12 protein-coding genes are annotated in these 16764 nt (G+C 65.4%); 8 read left to right on the plus strand and 4 right to left on the minus strand.

Annotation, left to right across the window (positions count from 1 at the left end; genetic code table 11):
• Positions 1-119 precede the first annotated feature (119 nt).
• Positions 120-1082 (minus strand): phosphatase PAP2 family protein, encoded by a 963-nt coding sequence (locus tag EKL94_RS11165; RefSeq protein ID WP_126929156.1) that lies wholly within the window; start codon positions 1080-1082, stop codon positions 120-122.
• A 73-nt stretch (positions 1083-1155) separates the two neighbouring features.
• Positions 1156-2361, minus strand: a complete 1206-nt coding sequence (locus tag EKL94_RS11170; protein WP_126929157.1) for an acyltransferase family protein — start codon at positions 2359-2361, stop codon at positions 1156-1158.
• Positions 2362-2514: 153 nt separating this feature from the next.
• Between EKL94_RS11170 and EKL94_RS11175 the strand changes: the two genes are divergently transcribed.
• The 8 genes from EKL94_RS11175 to EKL94_RS11215 all read left to right on the plus strand — a co-directional run bounded on the left by EKL94_RS11175 (position 2515) and on the right by EKL94_RS11215 (position 14752).
• On the plus strand, positions 2515-3399 hold the full coding sequence (locus EKL94_RS11175; protein WP_440862116.1) for a LytTR family DNA-binding domain-containing protein: 885 nt from the start codon (positions 2515-2517) through the stop codon (positions 3397-3399).
• 70 nt (positions 3400-3469) lie between these two features.
• A protein-coding gene (gene prfB / locus EKL94_RS11180) for a peptide chain release factor 2 (protein ID WP_126929159.1) occupies positions 3470-4595 on the plus strand; the annotation gives its coding sequence in 2 pieces (ribosomal slippage) (positions 3470-3544 and positions 3546-4595; 1125 coding nt in all).
• Between the two features lie 152 nt (positions 4596-4747).
• Positions 4748-5530 (plus strand): helix-turn-helix transcriptional regulator, encoded by a 783-nt coding sequence (locus EKL94_RS11185; RefSeq protein ID WP_126929160.1) that lies wholly within the window; start codon positions 4748-4750, stop codon positions 5528-5530.
• A 659-nt stretch (positions 5531-6189) separates the two neighbouring features.
• Positions 6190-7575 (plus strand): NAD-dependent succinate-semialdehyde dehydrogenase, encoded by a 1386-nt coding sequence (locus EKL94_RS11195; RefSeq protein WP_126929161.1) that lies wholly within the window; start codon positions 6190-6192, stop codon positions 7573-7575.
• 63 nt (positions 7576-7638) lie between these two features.
• On the plus strand, positions 7639-9279 hold the full coding sequence (locus EKL94_RS11200) for an acetolactate synthase large subunit (protein ID WP_049399427.1): 1641 nt from the start codon (positions 7639-7641) through the stop codon (positions 9277-9279).
• A gap of 439 nt (positions 9280-9718) precedes the next feature.
• Positions 9719-11230 (plus strand): lysine--tRNA ligase, encoded by a 1512-nt coding sequence (lysS, locus tag EKL94_RS11205; RefSeq protein ID WP_126929162.1) that lies wholly within the window; start codon positions 9719-9721, stop codon positions 11228-11230.
• A gap of 205 nt (positions 11231-11435) precedes the next feature.
• On the plus strand, positions 11436-12581 hold the full coding sequence (locus tag EKL94_RS11210) for a cyclic di-GMP phosphodiesterase response regulator RpfG (protein WP_126929163.1): 1146 nt from the start codon (positions 11436-11438) through the stop codon (positions 12579-12581).
• Positions 12578-14752, plus strand: a complete 2175-nt coding sequence (locus tag EKL94_RS11215; protein ID WP_126929164.1) for a response regulator — start codon at positions 12578-12580, stop codon at positions 14750-14752. The genes EKL94_RS11210 and EKL94_RS11215 overlap by 4 nt, the downstream gene beginning before the upstream one ends.
• On the opposite strand, the gene EKL94_RS11220 is transcribed toward EKL94_RS11215, so the two are convergent.
• Positions 14749-15348 carry a hypothetical protein gene (locus EKL94_RS11220; RefSeq protein ID WP_126929165.1) on the minus strand — a complete coding sequence of 200 codons (600 nt, stop codon included), beginning with the start codon at positions 15346-15348 and terminating at the stop codon, positions 14749-14751. The genes EKL94_RS11215 and EKL94_RS11220 overlap by 4 nt on opposite strands.
• A gap of 9 nt (positions 15349-15357) precedes the next feature.
• Positions 15358-16503: a hypothetical protein gene (locus EKL94_RS11225; RefSeq protein ID WP_126929166.1), complete on the minus strand. Its 1146-nt coding sequence runs from the start codon at positions 16501-16503 to the stop codon at positions 15358-15360.
• Positions 16504-16764: the final 261 nt, after the last annotated feature.

Raw genomic sequence — 16764 nt, forward strand, 5'->3', positions numbered from 1 at the left:
GTCTCCAAGCAAAGGGGCCTTCTGTCGGGAAGGCGACCTCCTAGGCTGGCAGGGCGATGTGGAACATCCAATGCGAATAGTTGCAAATGCCGTGAAGGGGCGCGTATCCGTTGCCCGTATCAGGCTCCACGCGGAATCCACCGCGCCAGCGTCACACCGCCACCGAGGATCAACAGTGTGCCGACGGTGTGCCACAGCAGCTCGGTAACCGGCGCATCCGGCAGCGGAATAGTGTCTGCGAGCCAACCAACGACCGGCCGCGCCAACAGGTAGACCACCACCACGGCCAACACGCGCAGCACCCGCTGCACGACGCCCTGCGGATCGGCCGGCCAGCCGCGCCACTGCATCCACGCCACCAGCAGGCCAAGCGCGAGCAGTCGCGAGGCTTCGCCCAGCGGCACCAGGGGCGTACACAACGAGGCCCATGCCAACGCCACGCCCAGGCACAGCAGTGCCGGCAGCTGCCAGCGCCTTTCTCCACGCAGCCCCGGCATCAACTGCCAGGCCAGCGCGCCGATGCCGATGCCGAGCAACCAACCGGCCAACACGTCGGCCAGGAAGTGGCGGCCCAGATACATGCGCGAGATCGCCATCAGCACGGGCCAGCCCAGCACCAGCGTCCAGCGCAGCCAACGGCGGCGGATGCCGAACGCCAGCAGCAGGGCGACGCCCGCCGCGGTGGTGATGCCAACGTGACCACTGTTGAAGCCATAGTCGGCGTGCGGCTGCGCCCGCAGCATCGTCGTGGCCTGCGCATCGGGTAGCGACCAGAACGTGTGGCCGCCACCATCGACCACGAACGGGTGCGACGGCTCGCCCTTGTCCAGTACCGCCGCATCCACGTCGGAGGGGCGGGGCAGGGCGGCGCTCTGTTTGATCGCATGCGTGGCGCAGGCCATCAGCAGTACCGCCAGCATCACACAGAGGCCGGCGCGCAGCCGTGCACCGAACGCGCACACCAGGATCAGCGCGGTATAGGCCATTTCATAGCCGAGCAGGCTGATGAACTGCATCACCGACAGCATCCAGCCGGCGTCGAAGGTGTGCTGCAACCACAGGTGCCACTGCGTCTGGAACATCCGTTGTCCTCATCTTCCGTCGGTAAGCGGGCCAGGTAGAGCCGCGCCAAAGCAGCCGAGTGTGGACTCGGCCCTACACCGGCGCAACACGTGCCACGGGCAGCGATGACGCGTCGTTGCGCAGACCGAACAGCGGGCGTAGCCAGCGCACGCGACGGATCAGCAGTTCGTGGATCAGCAGGCAGCCGCCAACGGTGCCGGCCACGAGCAGGGCGGGTTCCAGCCACGGGCCAAGCTGCAGCGGGCGCAGCGCATACAGCAGCACGATCAGCACGGTCTGGTGCAGGATGTACCAGCTGAACACCGCTTCCCGGCAATAGTCCAGGCCTGGCCGCGGGCGGGACAGCAGCACCCGCGCCCAGCCGAACAGGGCCAGCAGCATGCACCAGGTATAGAGCGCCCGGCCGATGCGTTCGGTCTGGCCCCACGGCAGCGCCAGTATCCAGGCGTCGACATCGCCCACATGCGGCAGCCGGGCCAGGGCGCGGATACCCAGTTCCAGGCACAGCCCCAACAGGGCGAGCGCCAGGGTCAGCCGGCGCCCACGGACCAGCAGGTCCCAGCCCCGCTGCCAGCGCGCGGCGATGAAACCGCCGAGGAACAGCGGCAGCGATTCGGCGTGCACATAGACGTCGTCCAGCAGCGCGTGGGTGGGCGGCCAGCGCGGCATCAGCACCAGCAGCGCCCAGGCCAGCCAGGCCACCGGCAGCACCAGCAGCAGCCCGCCCAGCACACGGTCACTGATGTGCCAGCGCGGCAGCGCCCCGCGCAGCGGCCGCAGCAGGCTGGCCAGCACCACCGCCAGCACGGTATAGGGCAGCAGATAGGCCAGGTACCAGAGGTGGTTCCAGGTGAAGCCATAGGCGGCGCCACTGAAATGCGCGCCCGGCCACGGCCGGAACTGCCAGTAGCGCCACAGGAACCGGGCCAGTCCCGGCGCCACATCGCCCTTGTCCAGGGCCTCGTAGTAGGCCTGCAGGGACACCACCGCGACGATGCCGAACAACAGCGGCAGCTGCAGGCGCCAGCACCTGCGCAGCGTGTGCCCCCACCGCCCGCGCTCGGGCAGCGACAGGCCCAGGGCGATGCCGCTGATGGCGAACAGCAGCGGCATCCGCCAGCGGTTCATCGCGATCATCGGCCACTGCAGCCACTCGGCGGTGTAAGCGCTCTTGAGGTGAAAATCCCAGCCGGCCACATAGGCCATGGCAGCGTGGTAGAGGATCAGCAGCGCAAAGGCGGCGATGCGTAGGGTGTCCAGATCGTGGCGACGGTGCATGGGCGGCGGGCATCAGGAGGAAGTGGCAGGCTCCGCGGGCCAGGAGTGGGGCGCCAGTAGATGGGGCGCAATGGAGGCCGCGTAGGGGCCAGTGGTGGGGTGGCTGGGACCAATGGCCGATGCGCACAGAGCCCGATGGGCAACAATGGAAGCATGGAGAATGGAGATTCGGCGGCGCTGACCGCCCCAGTTGCAGAACGACCGCATCGCCCCGGGCTTGCCGTCGCATTCTGGTCGTTGCTGTTCCTGGGCACTGCCGCAGGCAACGTGCTGGCACAGTGGATGCGGGCGTTGCGCGATGCCCAGTCCTTTTCCGGCGGGGCGATCTCGATCGAGGAATTCAGCAGTGCGCTGGCCAGTCTGGGCCTGCTGTCGCTTCTGCATGCCGCCGCCCAGCGCTGGCCATTGCATGCAGACACCTGGCGCCGCAGGATCGGTTTCTACGTGCTTGGGGGTATTGCCTGGTGGCTGCTGCACGTCAGCGCCATGGTGTTGTTCCGCAAGCTGGCCTTTGCACTCATCGGCCAGCACTACACCTACGGTGACTGGCCAGCGCAGTGGTTCTACGAGTTCTTCAAGGATGTGCAGACCTACAGCCTGCTGGTGATTGCCGTGCACGCGGTGGCCTGGTTCGGCCGCCAGCGCCAGGGCGAGGCGCACCTGCTGGCACCGCCCGATGTCGGCCCGCCGGTGGAGCCGATCGAGCGCCCCCAGCACTTCCTGGTGCGCAAGCTGGGCAAGGAGTTCCTGGTCGCCACTGCAGACGTGGAGTACGCCCAGGCGGCGGGGAATTACGTGAACCTGCGGGTACGCGGCCACGACTACCCGCTGCGGATCACCATGGCGGTGCTGGAGCAGCGACTGGATCCGGCAGTGTTCCTGCGCCCGCACCGCAGCTGGCTGATCCACCGTGGCCAGTTGCGCTCGATCGAGCCGCTGGACGGTGGGGAGGCCCTCCTGCACATGGCCGACGGGGCGAAGGTGCCGTGCAGCCGGCGCCAGCTGCCGCTGCTGCGGCAGGCGCTGGGGGCAGGGTGAGGCCCTCATTCCGGGCATCCCCGGCCTGCGGTATCATTAGCAGTCATCTTTTGAATGCATAACCGCCGACATGATCGAACTGAATCCTGTCCGCCAGCGCATCGCCGATCTGACCGATCGCGTGTTGTCGCTCCGGGGGTATCTTTGACTACGACGCCAAGAAAGAGCGTCTTGAAGAAGTAACGCGGGAGCTGGAAAGCCCCGACGTCTGGAACAACGCCGAGTACGCCCAGAACCTGGGGCGCGAGCGCTCGACCCTGGAAAAGACCGTGGGCGGCATCGCCACGGTGCTGGAGGGCCTGAGCGACGCCACCGAACTGCTGGAGCTGGCCGAGTCCGAGCAGGACGAGGACACCGCGCTGGCCGTGGTGGCCGACCTGGACAAGCACCAGTCGCACGTCGAGAAGCTGGAATTCCAGCGCATGTTCTCCGGCGAGATGGACAATGCTGCCGCATTCGTCGACATCCAGGCCGGTGCCGGTGGCACCGAAGCCCAGGACTGGGCCGAGATCCTGCTGCGCATGTACCTGCGCTGGTGCGAATCGCGTGGCTGGAAGACCGAGCTGATGGAAGTCTCGGGTGGCGACGTCGCCGGTATCAAGTCGGCCACGCTACGCGTGGAAGGCGACTATGCCTACGGCTGGCTGAAGACCGAGACCGGCGTGCACCGCCTGGTGCGCAAGTCGCCGTTCGACTCGGACAACCGCCGCCACACCAGCTTCACCTCGGTGTTCGTGTCGCCGGAGATCGATGACAACATCGACATCACCATCAACCCGGCCGACCTGCGTACCGACGTGTACCGTTCGTCCGGTGCCGGTGGCCAGCACGTGAACAAGACCGAGTCGGCGGTGCGAATCACCCACATCCCGACCAACATCGTCGTGGCCTGCCAGACCGGCCGCAGCCAGCACCAGAACCGCGACAACGCGATGAAGATGCTGGCCGCCAAGCTGTACGAGCTGGAGATCCAGAAGCGCAACGCCGAGAAGGACGCTGTGGAAGCCACCAAGTCCGACATCGGCTGGGGCAGCCAGATCCGCAATTACGTGCTCGACCAGAGCCGTATCAAGGACCTGCGCACCGGCATCGAGCGTTCGGATACGCAGAAGGTGCTCGACGGGGACCTCGACGAATTCGTCGAAGCCAGCCTGAAGGCCGGCCTGGCCGTGGGCTCCAAGCGCGTTGATGCCTGATCGACGCGTCTGCGCGGATATCGTCACCCTCGCGCACAACGCCGAGGGTGGTTGAACCGGTTTTTTGTAGAGCTGAGCCATGCTCGGCTGCTTTTCGCGAGCTGGCGGATGCGTCGAGCATGGCTCGACGCTACAAAGGGTAGGACGGGCCGATGATGCGCAGCGAAAGTGAACGCAAGGAACTCGGCGGCTTCCTCAAGGCCTGCCGTGCCCGTGTCGACCCCGCCACGCTCGGCCTGCCGGCCGGGCGCCGGCGTACCCCGGGCCTGAAGCGCGAGGAAGTGGCGCTGGCGATCGGGGTCAGTGTCAGCTGGTACACCTGGATCGAGCAGGGCCGTGAAGTGCGCGCCTCGCCGGAGGTGCTTGAGCGCATGGCGCAGGTGCTGCGCATGAGCGACGACGAACGCGCCTACGCATTCGCGCTGTCCGGCTACGGCGTGCCGCTGGAATCGCCGGACGAGAGCGTGACCGACGGCCTGCGCCAGCTGGTGGAAGCGATGCAGCCGATTCCGGCCTACGTGCGCAACACCCGCTTCGACATCCTGGCCTGGAACCCGGCCATCGCCGAGCTGTTCGTGGACTACAGCCAGCTGGCGCCGCATGAGCGCAATACGCTGCGACTGATGTTCCTGTACCCGCCGTACCGCACGCTGATCCTCAACTGGGAAGAAATGACCCGCGGCCTGCTGGCGGGTTTCCGTGCGGCGATGGCACAGGCGCCGGACAAGGCCCCGTTCCTGGCGCTGGTGGAAGACATTGCCGCGCACAGCGAAGAGTTCCGCCAGTGGTGGCCGGAGCACGATGTGCGTCGGTTCGATGAAGGGGCGAAGAAGCTCAACCACCCCACGCGCGGGTTGCTGGACCTGCAGTACGTGGCGCTGGTGCCGGAGAGCCGGCACGATCTTTCCCTGGTGACCTACCTGCCGCGGAAGTAGGTTGGTCGGCAGGGCTGCGCCCTGCACCCGCAGAGGCCGAAGCAACAGCAACAGCAACAGCAACAGCGGGCTATCCGTGGAATGGTGGGGCGGTGTGGGTTGGCAGGACACGCCGTAAACCCATCCATGGGGGCTCGATGGCGCCATCCATGGCGCCAACGGTCCTGCCAACCCACACCGCCCCACCTCTGACAGGTTCACGCGGCTGTTGGTAGGTGTCGACCTTGGCCGACACATCTGTCAGATATCGAATGAGTCATCCACGCATGGCGTGGATCTACTGTGTCGACCAAGGTCGACACCCACCAGGGCAATACGTCGCTCCAACAGATCCCGGAAAACTGTCGAAGGCGGGGTGGGTCCGGTTGAGGGGGCGTGAGCCGCATGGATGCGGCGACCGAGCTTACATGGACGTACTTGCAGCGTCCCCCTCAACCGGACCCACCCCGCCAACCCACGGAATGCCAGCTTCTGCCGTTGCCCTTGCCTTGGCTTGAAGCCTCTGCGGGTGCAGGGCGCAGCCCTGCCAAGAGCCCCCATTCAGGCAGGTAAGTGCAGGTCACAGGATAAGCAGACGCCTTGTTGTGCCCGCAGATCGGGTCCACATTCCTGTGCAGGAGACGGGCCACCGCCCGTTGTCGAGACAACAGGAGCCCTGCATGTCCGCTGCCCCCAGCACTGCCATTTCCCGCGATCCGGCCACCGGCCAGCAGATCGCCAGCCATCCCTTCGCCAGCGACGCCGAACTGGAGGCCATCCTCGATCGCGGTCAGGTCGGCTTCGCTACCTGGAGCACCAGGAGCCTCGAGCAGCGCGCAGACGTACTGCGTGCAATGGCCGCGGTACTGCGCCGCGATCGTGAAAAGCTGGCTGCGCTGGCTACCGCCGAAATGGGCAAGGTCCAGGCCGAATCCCTGGCCGAAATCGAGAAGTGCGCCGTGCTGTGCGACTGGTATGCCGACAACGGTGCGCAGTTCCTGCGCGACGAACCGACCCAGGTGCCCGACGACAAGGCTTACGTGTCCTACCTGCCGCTGGGCGTGGTGCTGGGCATCATGCCGTGGAACTTCCCGTACTGGCAGGTGATGCGCGCGGCGGTGCCGATCCTGATGGGCGGCAACGGCTTCCTGCTGAAGCCGGCCGAGAACATCGTCGGTACCGCGCAGCTGCTCGACGCCGCTTGGCGCGACGCTGGGCTGCCGGAAGGCACCTTCATCGCCGCCAACATCAGCCGCGACGGCACCAGCCGCGCGATCGCCGATGACCGCATCGCGGCGGTGACCCTGACCGGCAGTGTGGCCGCCGGCCGCAGCATTGCTGCCCAGGCCGGGCAGGCGCTGAAGAAGGTGGTGCTGGAACTGGGCGGCTCGGACCCGTTCATCGTGCTGGCCGACGCCGATCTGGACGCTGCCGTCGATGCCGCCGTGACCTCGCGTTTCCAGAACACCGGGCAGGTCTGCATCGCAGGCAAGCGCATCATTGTTGAAGACGCGGTATACGACCGCTTCGTGGCGCAGTTCTGCCAGAAGGTGCAGGCGCTGACCATCGGTGATGGCCGTGAAGCGGGTAATCGCATTGGTCCGATGGCACGCCAGGACCTGCTGGAGCAGCTCGACGCGCAGGTGCGCGCCTCGGTGGACGCGGGCGCAAAGCTGCTGGTCGGCGGTCATCAACTGGATCGCCCGGGCGCGTTCTATGCCCCCACCGTGCTGGCCGACGTGCAGCCGGGCATGCAGGCCTTCGATACCGAGACGTTCGGTCCGGTGGCCTCGATCAGCCGCGCCCGCGACGCCGACCATGCGGTGGAACTGGCCAACCAGAGCGAATTCGGCCTCAGCGGCAACCTGTGGAGCGGCGACCGCGCCCGTGCGATGCAGCTGGCGCGCCGGCTGCAGACCGGCGGTGTATTCGTCAACGGTTTCTCGGCGTCCGACCCGCGCGTGCCGATCGGCGGCGTGAAGAAGAGCGGCTTCGGTCGCGAGCTCTCGCACTTCGGTATTCGCGAATTCGTCAACGCACAGACGGTGTGGTTCGATAAGCGTTGACGCGCAGCTTCCATCCTTCCTGCAACGATCCATCATCAGTCCAGCGAAAAGGACGGCATTCCAATGTCCAAGGGTTCAGATCTGCTTGTCGCCGCACTTGAGAACGAGGGCGTCGAGCGCATTTTCGGTATTCCCGGCGAAGAGAATCTCGACGTGGTCGAGTCACTGCGCCATTCCAGCATCGAGCTGGTCATCACCCGTCACGAGCAGGCGGCCGTGTTCATGGCGGCCACCTATGGCCGCCTGACCGGCAAGCCCGGTGTGTGCCTGGCCACGCTTGGCCCGGGCGCGCTCAACTTCACCACCGGTGCCGCCTACGCGCTGCTCGGTGCATGGCCGGTCATCATGATCACCGGCCAGAAGGGCATCGTCGCCAGCAAGCAGGCGCGCTTCCAGATCGTCGACATCGTCAGCACGATGAAGCCGCTGACCAAGCAGGCGCGGCAGATCGTCTCGGCGCGCACCATCCCGACGATCGTGCGCGAGGCGTTCCGTACCGCGCTGGAAGAGCGCCCGGGCCCGGTGCTGCTGGAGCTGCCCGAGGACATCGCCGCCGATGAGGTCGGGGAAGTAGCGCTGATTCCGCCGCATGCGGTGGATCGTCCCATTGCCAGTCCGGAGGCGCTGGACCGCGCGGCGGAGATCATCCGCAACGCCAAGCGCCCGCTGCTGATGATCGCTTCGGCGGCGTCGCGGCCGCAGTCCAGCGAAGCGCTGTCGGCGTTCGTGCTGCGTGCCGGCATTCCGTTCTTCACCACGCAGATGGGCAAGGGCGCGGTGGCCGGTGGATCGGGCCTGTACATGGGCACCGCGGCGCTGACCGAGCGCGACTACGTGCACATGGCGATCGACCAGGCCGACGTGATCGTGACCATCGGCCACGAGGTCACCGAGAAGCCGCCGTTCGTGATGCGCCCGGGTGGGCCGACCGTGATCCATATCGGCTACTCGCAGGCGGCGGTGGAGCAGGTCTATTTCCCGCAGGTGGAAGTGATCGGTGACATCGGTCGTTCGCTGACCCAGCTGGCCGACCGTATCGAAGGCGCGGTGCCGAATGCTGACGCGCTGCTGCCGCTGCGCGCGACCATTCTGGAACACCTGGCTGACCGTGCCGAGGAAGCTGGATTCACCCCGCAGCGGCTGGTGCACGACGTGCGCCAGGTGATGCCGCCGGACGGCATCGTGGCGCTGGACAACGGCATGTACAAGATCTGGTTTGCGCGCAATTACCGCACCCAGGTGGCCAATACGCTGCTGCTGGACAATGCGCTGGCGACCATGGGTGCGGGCCTGCCGTCGGCGATCATGGCTTCGATCCTGTACCCGCAGCGGCGGGTGCTGGCGGTGTGCGGCGATGGCGGATTCATGATGAACAGCCAGGAGCTGGAGACCGCGCGTCGGCTGGGCCTGAACCTGGTGGTGCTGATCCTCAACGACGGCGCCTACGGCATGATCCGCTGGAAGCAGGCGGTGGATGGCTTCACCGACTACGGCATGACCTTCAGCAACCCCGATTTCGTGAAGTACGCCGAGGCCTATGGCTGCAAGGGGCATGAGGTGACGGCCATCGAGCAGTTCATTCCGACGCTGGAGGCGGCATTCAACGAGGGTGGGGTGCACCTGGTGTCGGTGCCGATCGATTACTCGGAGAACCAGCGGGTGCTGGTGGACGAGCTGCGGCAGGCGTTCCCGGGCAACGGGTGAGGCCAACCCCGCGCGCTCTGGTGGGTGTCGCGCAATCTGGTGGGTGTCGACCTTGGTCGACACAGGGACCGCCAACCAAGGTTGGCGGCTACCAGGGCATCGTTTCCCCGAAATCCGGTAGGTGTCGACCTTGGTCGACACGCGGACCGCCAACCAAGGTTGGCGACTACCGGGGCATCGGTTCCCCGGAATCCGGTAGGTGTCGACCTTGGTCGACACGGGGACCGCCAACCAAGGTTGGCGACTACCGGGGCATCGGTTCCCTGGAATCCGGTAGGTGTCGACCTTGGTCAACACACGGACCGCCAACCAAGGTTGGCGGCAACCGGGCAGCGGGCCGAGGCCCGGCCCAAGGCCGGGGCGGGGCGGTTTTGGTATGCTGGGCAACCGGCTATGCCGGGTGCAACATCCCCCCTCACTACACGATTCCCGCAGATCCATGAGCGAAGCTACCGATACCCCCCCCGTTGACGAAAACAAGTTGATCGCCGAGCGCCGCGAGAAACTCAAAACGCTGCGTGGGCAGGGCATCGCGTACCCGAACGACTTCCGTCGCGAGGACTTCGCCGGCCGCCTGCAGGAAGAATTCGCCGATGCCGAACAGTGGACCGCTGAGGCCCTGGAAGGTAGCGGCCGCCAGGTGAAGATGGCCGGCCGCCTGATGGCCAAGCGCATCATGGGCAAGGCCAGTTTCGCGCAGATCCAGGACGAGTCCGGCCGCATCCAGCTGTTCCTGCAGGGCACGGTGCTGGGCGATGCCTATATCGCCTTCAAGGGCTGGGACGTGGGCGACATCATCGCCGTCGAAGGCGGCCTGACCCGTACCAAGACCGGCGAGCTGTCGGTCAAGGCCGAATCGATCCGCCTGCTGACCAAGTCGCTGCGCCCGCTGCCGGACAAGTGGCACGGCCTTGCCGACGTCGAGCAGCGTTACCGCCAGCGTTACGTCGACCTGATCGTGACCCCGGAGTCGCGCGCGGTGTTCATCAAGCGCTCGAAGATCATCCGCGCCATGCGCGCGTGGCTGGACAACCGCGACTTCCTGGAAGTCGAGACGCCGATGATGCATTACATCCCCGGCGGCGCGGCGGCCAAGCCGTTCACCACCCACCACAACGCGCTGGATCTGGACCTGTACCTGCGCGTGGCGCCGGAGCTGTACCTCAAGCGCCTGACCGTGGGTGGCCTGGAGCGCGTGTACGAGATCAACCGCAACTTCCGCAATGAAGGCGTCAGCACCCGCCACAACCCGGAATTCACCATGATGGAGCTGTACGAGGCCTATGCCACGTACAACGAGATCATGGACCTGACCGAAGGCGTCATCCGTGACGTGGCCACCACCGTCAACGGTGGCACCGAAGTGGAATGGGACGGCGCGAAGATCGACCTGGGCCCGGCGTTCCGCCGCTGGCGCATGGACGAGGCGGTGCGTCACCACAATCCGGAAATCTCGGCCGCTGATTGCACCGACCGCGACGCGCTGCTGCGCCATTGCGAGCGCTTGAAGATCCGCGTCAAGCCGTCCTACGGCTGGGGCAAGCTGCTGCTGGAGATCTTCGAGGCCACGGTCGAACACACCCTGATCCAGCCGACCTTCATCACCGACCACCCGGTGGAGGTTTCGCCGCTGGCCCGCGCCAACGACAACGATCCGGGCTACACCGACCGCTTCGAGCTGTTCGTCAACGGCAAGGAGCTGGCCAACGGCTTCTCCGAGCTGAACGACCCGGAAGACCAGGCCCAGCGTTTCCAGGCCCAGGTGGCCGCGAAGGAAGGTGGCGACGACGAGGCCATGCACTACGACGCCGACTACATCCGTGCGCTGGAGTACGGCATGGCCCCGACCGGCGGCCTCGGCATCGGCGTCGATCGCCTGGTGATGCTGCTGACCGGCAGCAGCTCGATCCGTGACGTGCTGCTGTTCCCGTACATGCGTCCGGAGCAGTAAGTCGTCTTTTTGACTCCTGTTTGTGCGCGCCGTCGCGAAATGAGACGGCGCGATTGACGCCTCCCGCACTCGGCGTATCGTTAATGCACTACCTTGACGTCTGTTATGGCTTGATCGGCGCCAGGGGGAGTGCGCATTGTGGAGAGTCCGCTTCACAATGTGATGACGATCATGAACCGGGACGCATGACACGGGAGTCAGGCCGATGCAGGGTGCGAGCGTTCGCAGCGGCAGGGTATCCTCGCCTGCTGATGATCCAGCATGGTCGAGAAACCAGGCAGAGTACGCGTTGAACATCGTCATTGTTGACGACCAGACGTCCGCTCGGACGATGCTGCGTCACGTCATCGAGGACATCGCGCCGGAACTGAGCGTGTATGACTTCGGTGATCCGCTGACCGCATTGGCCTGGTGCGAGGCGCATCCGGTCGACCTGCTGCTGCTCGATTACCGCATGCCGGAGATGGACGGGCTGGAGTTCGCCCGCCGTTTCCGCCGCCTGCCCAAGCATCGCGACATTCCGGTGATCCTGATCACCGTGGTCGGCGACGAGCCGATCCGTCAGGCGGCGCTGGAAGCGGGGGTCATCGACTTCCTGGTCAAGCCCATCCGCCCGCGCGAACTGCGCGCGCGCTGCTACAACCTGCTGCAGCTGCGCCAGCAGACCGAGAACGTGAAGCAACGCGCGTTGTCGCTGGAGCAGCGCTTGCTGGCCAGCATGCACGAGGTCGAGGAACGCGAACGCGAGACCCTGTCGCGATTGGCGCGGGCGATCGAGTTCCGTGATGCCGGCACCAGTGCCTATCTCGAGCGCATGGCGCGCGTGGCTGGGCTGATCGCCGAGCAGCTGGGCCTGCCCGAAGACGACGTGCGCCTGATCGAGATGGCGGCGCCGCTGCATGACATGGGCAAGATCGCCATTCCCGATGCGGTGCTGCTCAAGCAGGGCAAGCTCAACGACGAGGAGCTGGCGATCATGCGCCGGCACCCGCGCATCGGCCATGAGCTGCTCAGCGGCAGCCAGAATCGCTTCATCCAGGTTGGCGCATTGATCGCACTGCGTCATCATGAACGCTACGACGGCAGTGGCTATCCCGATGGGCTGGTCGGCGATGCGATTCCGCTGGAAGCGCGCATCGTGGCCGTCGCTGATGTCTTCGACGCTCTGATATCACCCCGTCCGTACAAGGAAGCATGGACCATGGAAGCCACCCTGGCTTATCTCTACGCCCAGCGTGGCCGTCTGTTCGATCCCCGTTGCGTGGACGCGCTGCTGCGCGGCCGCGAACAGCTGGACCAGATCTGCGCCGAGCATTCGATGGCGTCCGCGCGCCCGGGGCTGGGCGCGTGAAACGGCTGTTGTCGCAGCTGCGGCTGCGCCTGTCCCAGCGCCAGGACAGTGAGCACGGCCAGCAGATCGTCCGCATTGTCCTGATCAGCCTGATCCTGGCCTACGTGCTGTTGCCGGCGCCGCGCCACGATCTGCCGCACGCGCAGTACGTGGGCGCGCTGGCCATCGTACTGACCGGCCTGAGCCTGTCGCTGCTGCTGTTCGGTTGGCTGTTGTGGCGGCCGGCGCGTTCCGATCCACGTCGCGTGCTGGGCATGCTGGCCGACTACGGCCTGATCGCTGCCGGCATGGTGCAGATGGGCGAGCCGCTGGCGTGGGTCTACATCGTGGTGATGTGGGTGACGGTCGGCAACGGCATGCGCTTCGGCAACCACTACCTGTACGTGGCGGTGGCAATGGCGATGGCCAGCTTCGGTTGCACCGTGCTGCTGACCCCGTATTGGCAGCAGAATTTCCGCCTTGCCATCGGCCTCTGGCTCGGCCTGGCTGCGGTGCCGCTGTATTTCTCGACACTGCTGCGGCAGCTGACCGAAGCGATGGCCGAGGCGCGTCGCGCCAGCGAGGCCAAGAGTCGTTTCCTGGCCAATATGAGCCACGAGTTCCGCACGCCATTGAACGGCCTCAACGGCATGACCGAAGTGCTGGCGACCACGCGTCTGGATGACGAGCAGCGCGAGTGCCTCAGTACCATCCAGGCGTCGTCGCGCAGCCTGCTGGCGCTGGTGGAGGAGGTGCTGGACATTTCGGCCATCGAGGCGGGCAAGTTGCGCGTGGTAGCCGAAGACTTCGCCGTGGCCGATGTGATCCAGGCGATCGGGCTGATCCTGTTGCCGCAGGCCAAGGCCAAGCGCCTGGATTACCGGGTGAAGGTGGCCGACGGCGTGCCGCCCCGCGTGCGCGGCGATGTCGGGCACCTGCGGCAGATCCTGCTGAACCTGGCCGGTAACGCGGTCAAGTTCACCGACCAGGGCCGGGTCGAAATCCGTGTCAGCGTAGTGCAGGCCGATACCAGTGGCGCGGTGCGGCTGCGCTTCGACATCCTCGACACAGGCATCGGCGTGGCCCCGGCCATGCGTGCGCGGCTGTTCGATGCCTTCGAGCAGGCTGACGTCAGCATGGCGCGCCGCCATGAGGGCACCGGGCTGGGCACGACCATCGCCAAGGGCCTGGTCGAAGCAATGGATGGCGACATCGGCTATCTGGAAAACCCGCCGCGCGGCAGCCACTTCTGGGTCGAGCTGCCGTTCGCGCCACCGCAGCCGTTGGTGCCGGGCGCGGTGCCGAGCCTGACCGGCGACGAGGATGTGGGGCCTGGCGGCAACGTGATCGCCTTTGCCGATCCGTTCCTGCGCCATCGCGCCCGCGTGCGCAGCATGCAGATCCTGGTGGCCGATGACCACGAGGCCAACCGCATGGTCCTGCAGCGCCTGCTGCAGAAGGCCGGCCACCGTGTGCTGTGCGTGGATGGCGGTGAGGCGGTACTGGATGCGCTGGCTGACAGTGAGTTCGACGCGGTCATCGTCGACCTGCATATGCCGGGCATGAGCGGGCTGGACATGCTCAAGGAGCTGCGGGTGATGCAGGCCGGTGGCGGTCCGCGCACACCGGTGCTGGTACTCAGTGCCGATGTCACGCCCGAGGCGATCCAGCGTTGTACCCAGGCCGGCGCGCATGCGTTCCTGGCCAAGCCCGTGGTGGCGGTGCGCCTGCTCGATACCCTGGCCGAGATCGCCAGCAACGCCCAGTTGAAGACCATGGCCGCGCCGGTGGTGCGACCGATGGCGCTGCAGGATGGGGTGCTCGACAGCAGCGTGCTGGACGAGCTGGCCTCGCTGGGCATGGGGGAGGGCTTCGAACGTGAGTTCATCCGCCAGTGTCTGGAGGACGTGGCGAGCTGCATCAGCAAGGCCGAGCAGGCCGGCGAGGCTACGCAGTGGGATGTGTTCCGCGAACAATCCCACGCGATCAAGGGCGTGGCGAGCAACCTCGGCCTGATGCGCGCGTCCAATCGTGCCGGCGAGCTGATGCGGATGGCCGACTGGCAGCTCAAGACCGAATGGCGTCCGCGCCTGGGAATCCTGCAGGAGGCGATCAAGGAAGGCCGGCGCGCGCTGGAGGCACGGGCCGAACGCCGACTGCGCGGCACCGCTGATGATGGTGAGGCGCGCTAGGGGTTGATGGTTCGTCGCGCGAGTCCGAGAATCTGTTGTGCCGCTGATTCCGCTGTGCGCAGTATCCGGGCGAGGGAGTTTGACGCGCCCCTTGGCTTCTGATCGGAGTCGGACGGCTGACGTATCGATTCCCGATGTGTCAGCAGCAGGGTTTCCGGGTGCGGCTGGCGTTGACCCCCCTTTACATACCAGCGGATCAAGGTGTGATTCGGCGCGTCGTACTCGATGCCTTCAACGAAGTACTCGGACATGCGTGGGTAGCGTTCCAGCAAGGGCCCGAGGTGGGTCTTCATCCACGCCAGGAGATCCATGTGAAAGGCACGCCAGGGCTCTCCATAGCGTGATTCGGCAGTGGTTGCCGAAAGGCCCAGAGCGTTGATGCAGAAGCTGAGCAGGTGGACAGCGTCCAGGCTGGGGCATTCACGGATGCTTGCGAGCATGCGTGCGGCGATGCGCTCCTGGAACTGCCTTCCTGCGGCCGACGCACGAATGGGGGGCGAGAACAGGTGTTCCCAGATGAGCGAGAACTGGATTTTTGTGGCCGAAGCCTGCGGGGCCTTCATCTCTGCGGCTGACTCGATCAATGAGAACGCCATGGCTTCGATTTACCTGATTGCCGGCTCCCCTCGTCCTGTCGATGGAAGCGGTGTCCCCGGAAGCTGGGCGATCAATCTGCCAATGAACTGCAGCTCCATTTCGACACGTTGGTAGGGCTGGCTCCGGAACGTTACGGGCTCTCCGATCTGTGCAAGGTCGGAGGTCTGGCGATCAATGAAGAGGCGTGCCCAATGCAGTGCGCAAGGAGGTTCCTGCGACGGACTTTCCATCCATGCTGCGTGCGCCAGGGATACCAGGCCGAGATAGGCGTGCCACTGGGGGAGGCTCAGTCTGACTGCAGATCCCTCGCGGGGGGCCAGCAGGTCTGAGGAGTTGTCGAGTAGCGCGGGGTTGCAGACGAGTGCGGCAGATGCCGGGTGAGGGAGCGCCTCATCATCGATGTCATTTGCGGGGAAGTAGTCCTCGTCGTAGAGGAACGATCCATCGAGTCTGATTGCTTCAGCAACCAGATTCTCTGCAAAACGGATGGCGGCGGGATGTGGCCGATCAGTGGATAGGATTTCTCTGAAGAATGCGGGAATGGCGGTCGGGCACTCAACTACGATGGTGCGACAGAAGTTCCGATCCTTGAATCGATGGGCGATTCGTTCTGCGCATGCGTGCACGGATTTTTCGTTGCTGGGCGCTGTTTCCGGTGCATGCAGGTGGCGAGCGATCTCCCCCATGGAGCGACCTAGTTCCTCGACCAGTACTGAAATTTCATCTGGCCTTCCGCGATTGATGATCTTCTGGACGGCCTCAGAAAAGCGGTTTGCGTTGGCGGCACTGAATCGATTCGATGATGAGAACGCCGCGATTGTCCAGGCGATCAATGTCGCGAAGAACACAGCAGCAAGAGCGGCCTGCCAGGTCTCCGGAGTGAGCAATGATCCGGCGATGACCGGCCGGGATGTGGCGCGCCACCAATCGGTGAGGAGCGTAAGGCAGCCTACCGAGATCATCGCAATCATCGCGAACTTCTCGACGTGAATTCTCGCGGTTGCGACGCGGAATCGATACCTCACGTCGGATATGGTCCAGACCAGAAGGAGCAACGCCAATCCAGAGAGAAACTCCGGGAAGCCGAAGAGGCGAGGGGCATCACTTCTGAGATGAATCCACTGGATTCCAGCACCGAACAAGCAACTGAACATTGATCCCTTCTTGCAGCCTCGACGGCTCCATTGCCATCAGCGGGATTATCGGTGTTCATCTTGCGTGCTGGATAGGCCCGAGGTTCGTTGTTCTGCCGGCCGGTCCAGCTGAAGTTGTTGCACCCATAAAAAAAGGTTCTTCTCCCATCTGAGGGGAGAGGCTCACGGCCGACCCGCTAGATTGTGGTTGTCGAGACTACAAACTGGGGCCGGCCGTGGCCAAGCTGGATTGTATGCCGTTGCTGGGATGCTGGGCGGGAT

It is taken from the genome of Stenotrophomonas maltophilia (assembly GCF_003970865.1).
GTDB lineage: Bacteria > Pseudomonadota > Gammaproteobacteria > Xanthomonadales > Xanthomonadaceae > Stenotrophomonas > Stenotrophomonas maltophilia_AR.

Bases quoted from the DNA above. Each gene is read 5' to 3' on its own strand.
- EKL94_RS11165 (WP_126929156.1), bottom strand. From the start codon at position 1,082: ATGTTCCAGACGCAGTGGCACCTGTGGTTGCAGCACACCTTCGACGCC.
- EKL94_RS11170 (WP_126929157.1), bottom strand. From the start codon at position 2,361: ATGCACCGTCGCCACGATCTGGACACCCTACGCATCGCCGCCTTTGCG.
- EKL94_RS11175 (WP_440862116.1), top strand. From the start codon at position 2,515: ATGGAGAATGGAGATTCGGCGGCGCTGACCGCCCCAGTTGCAGAACGA.
- EKL94_RS11185 (WP_126929160.1), top strand. From the start codon at position 4,748: ATGATGCGCAGCGAAAGTGAACGCAAGGAACTCGGCGGCTTCCTCAAG.
- EKL94_RS11195 (WP_126929161.1), top strand. From the start codon at position 6,190: ATGTCCGCTGCCCCCAGCACTGCCATTTCCCGCGATCCGGCCACCGGC.
- EKL94_RS11200 (WP_049399427.1), top strand. From the start codon at position 7,639: ATGTCCAAGGGTTCAGATCTGCTTGTCGCCGCACTTGAGAACGAGGGC.
- lysS (WP_126929162.1), top strand. From the start codon at position 9,719: ATGAGCGAAGCTACCGATACCCCCCCCGTTGACGAAAACAAGTTGATC.
- EKL94_RS11210 (WP_126929163.1), top strand. From the start codon at position 11,436: ATGCAGGGTGCGAGCGTTCGCAGCGGCAGGGTATCCTCGCCTGCTGAT.
- EKL94_RS11220 (WP_126929165.1), bottom strand. From the start codon at position 15,348: ATGGCGTTCTCATTGATCGAGTCAGCCGCAGAGATGAAGGCCCCGCAG.
- EKL94_RS11225 (WP_126929166.1), bottom strand. From the start codon at position 16,503: ATGTTCAGTTGCTTGTTCGGTGCTGGAATCCAGTGGATTCATCTCAGA.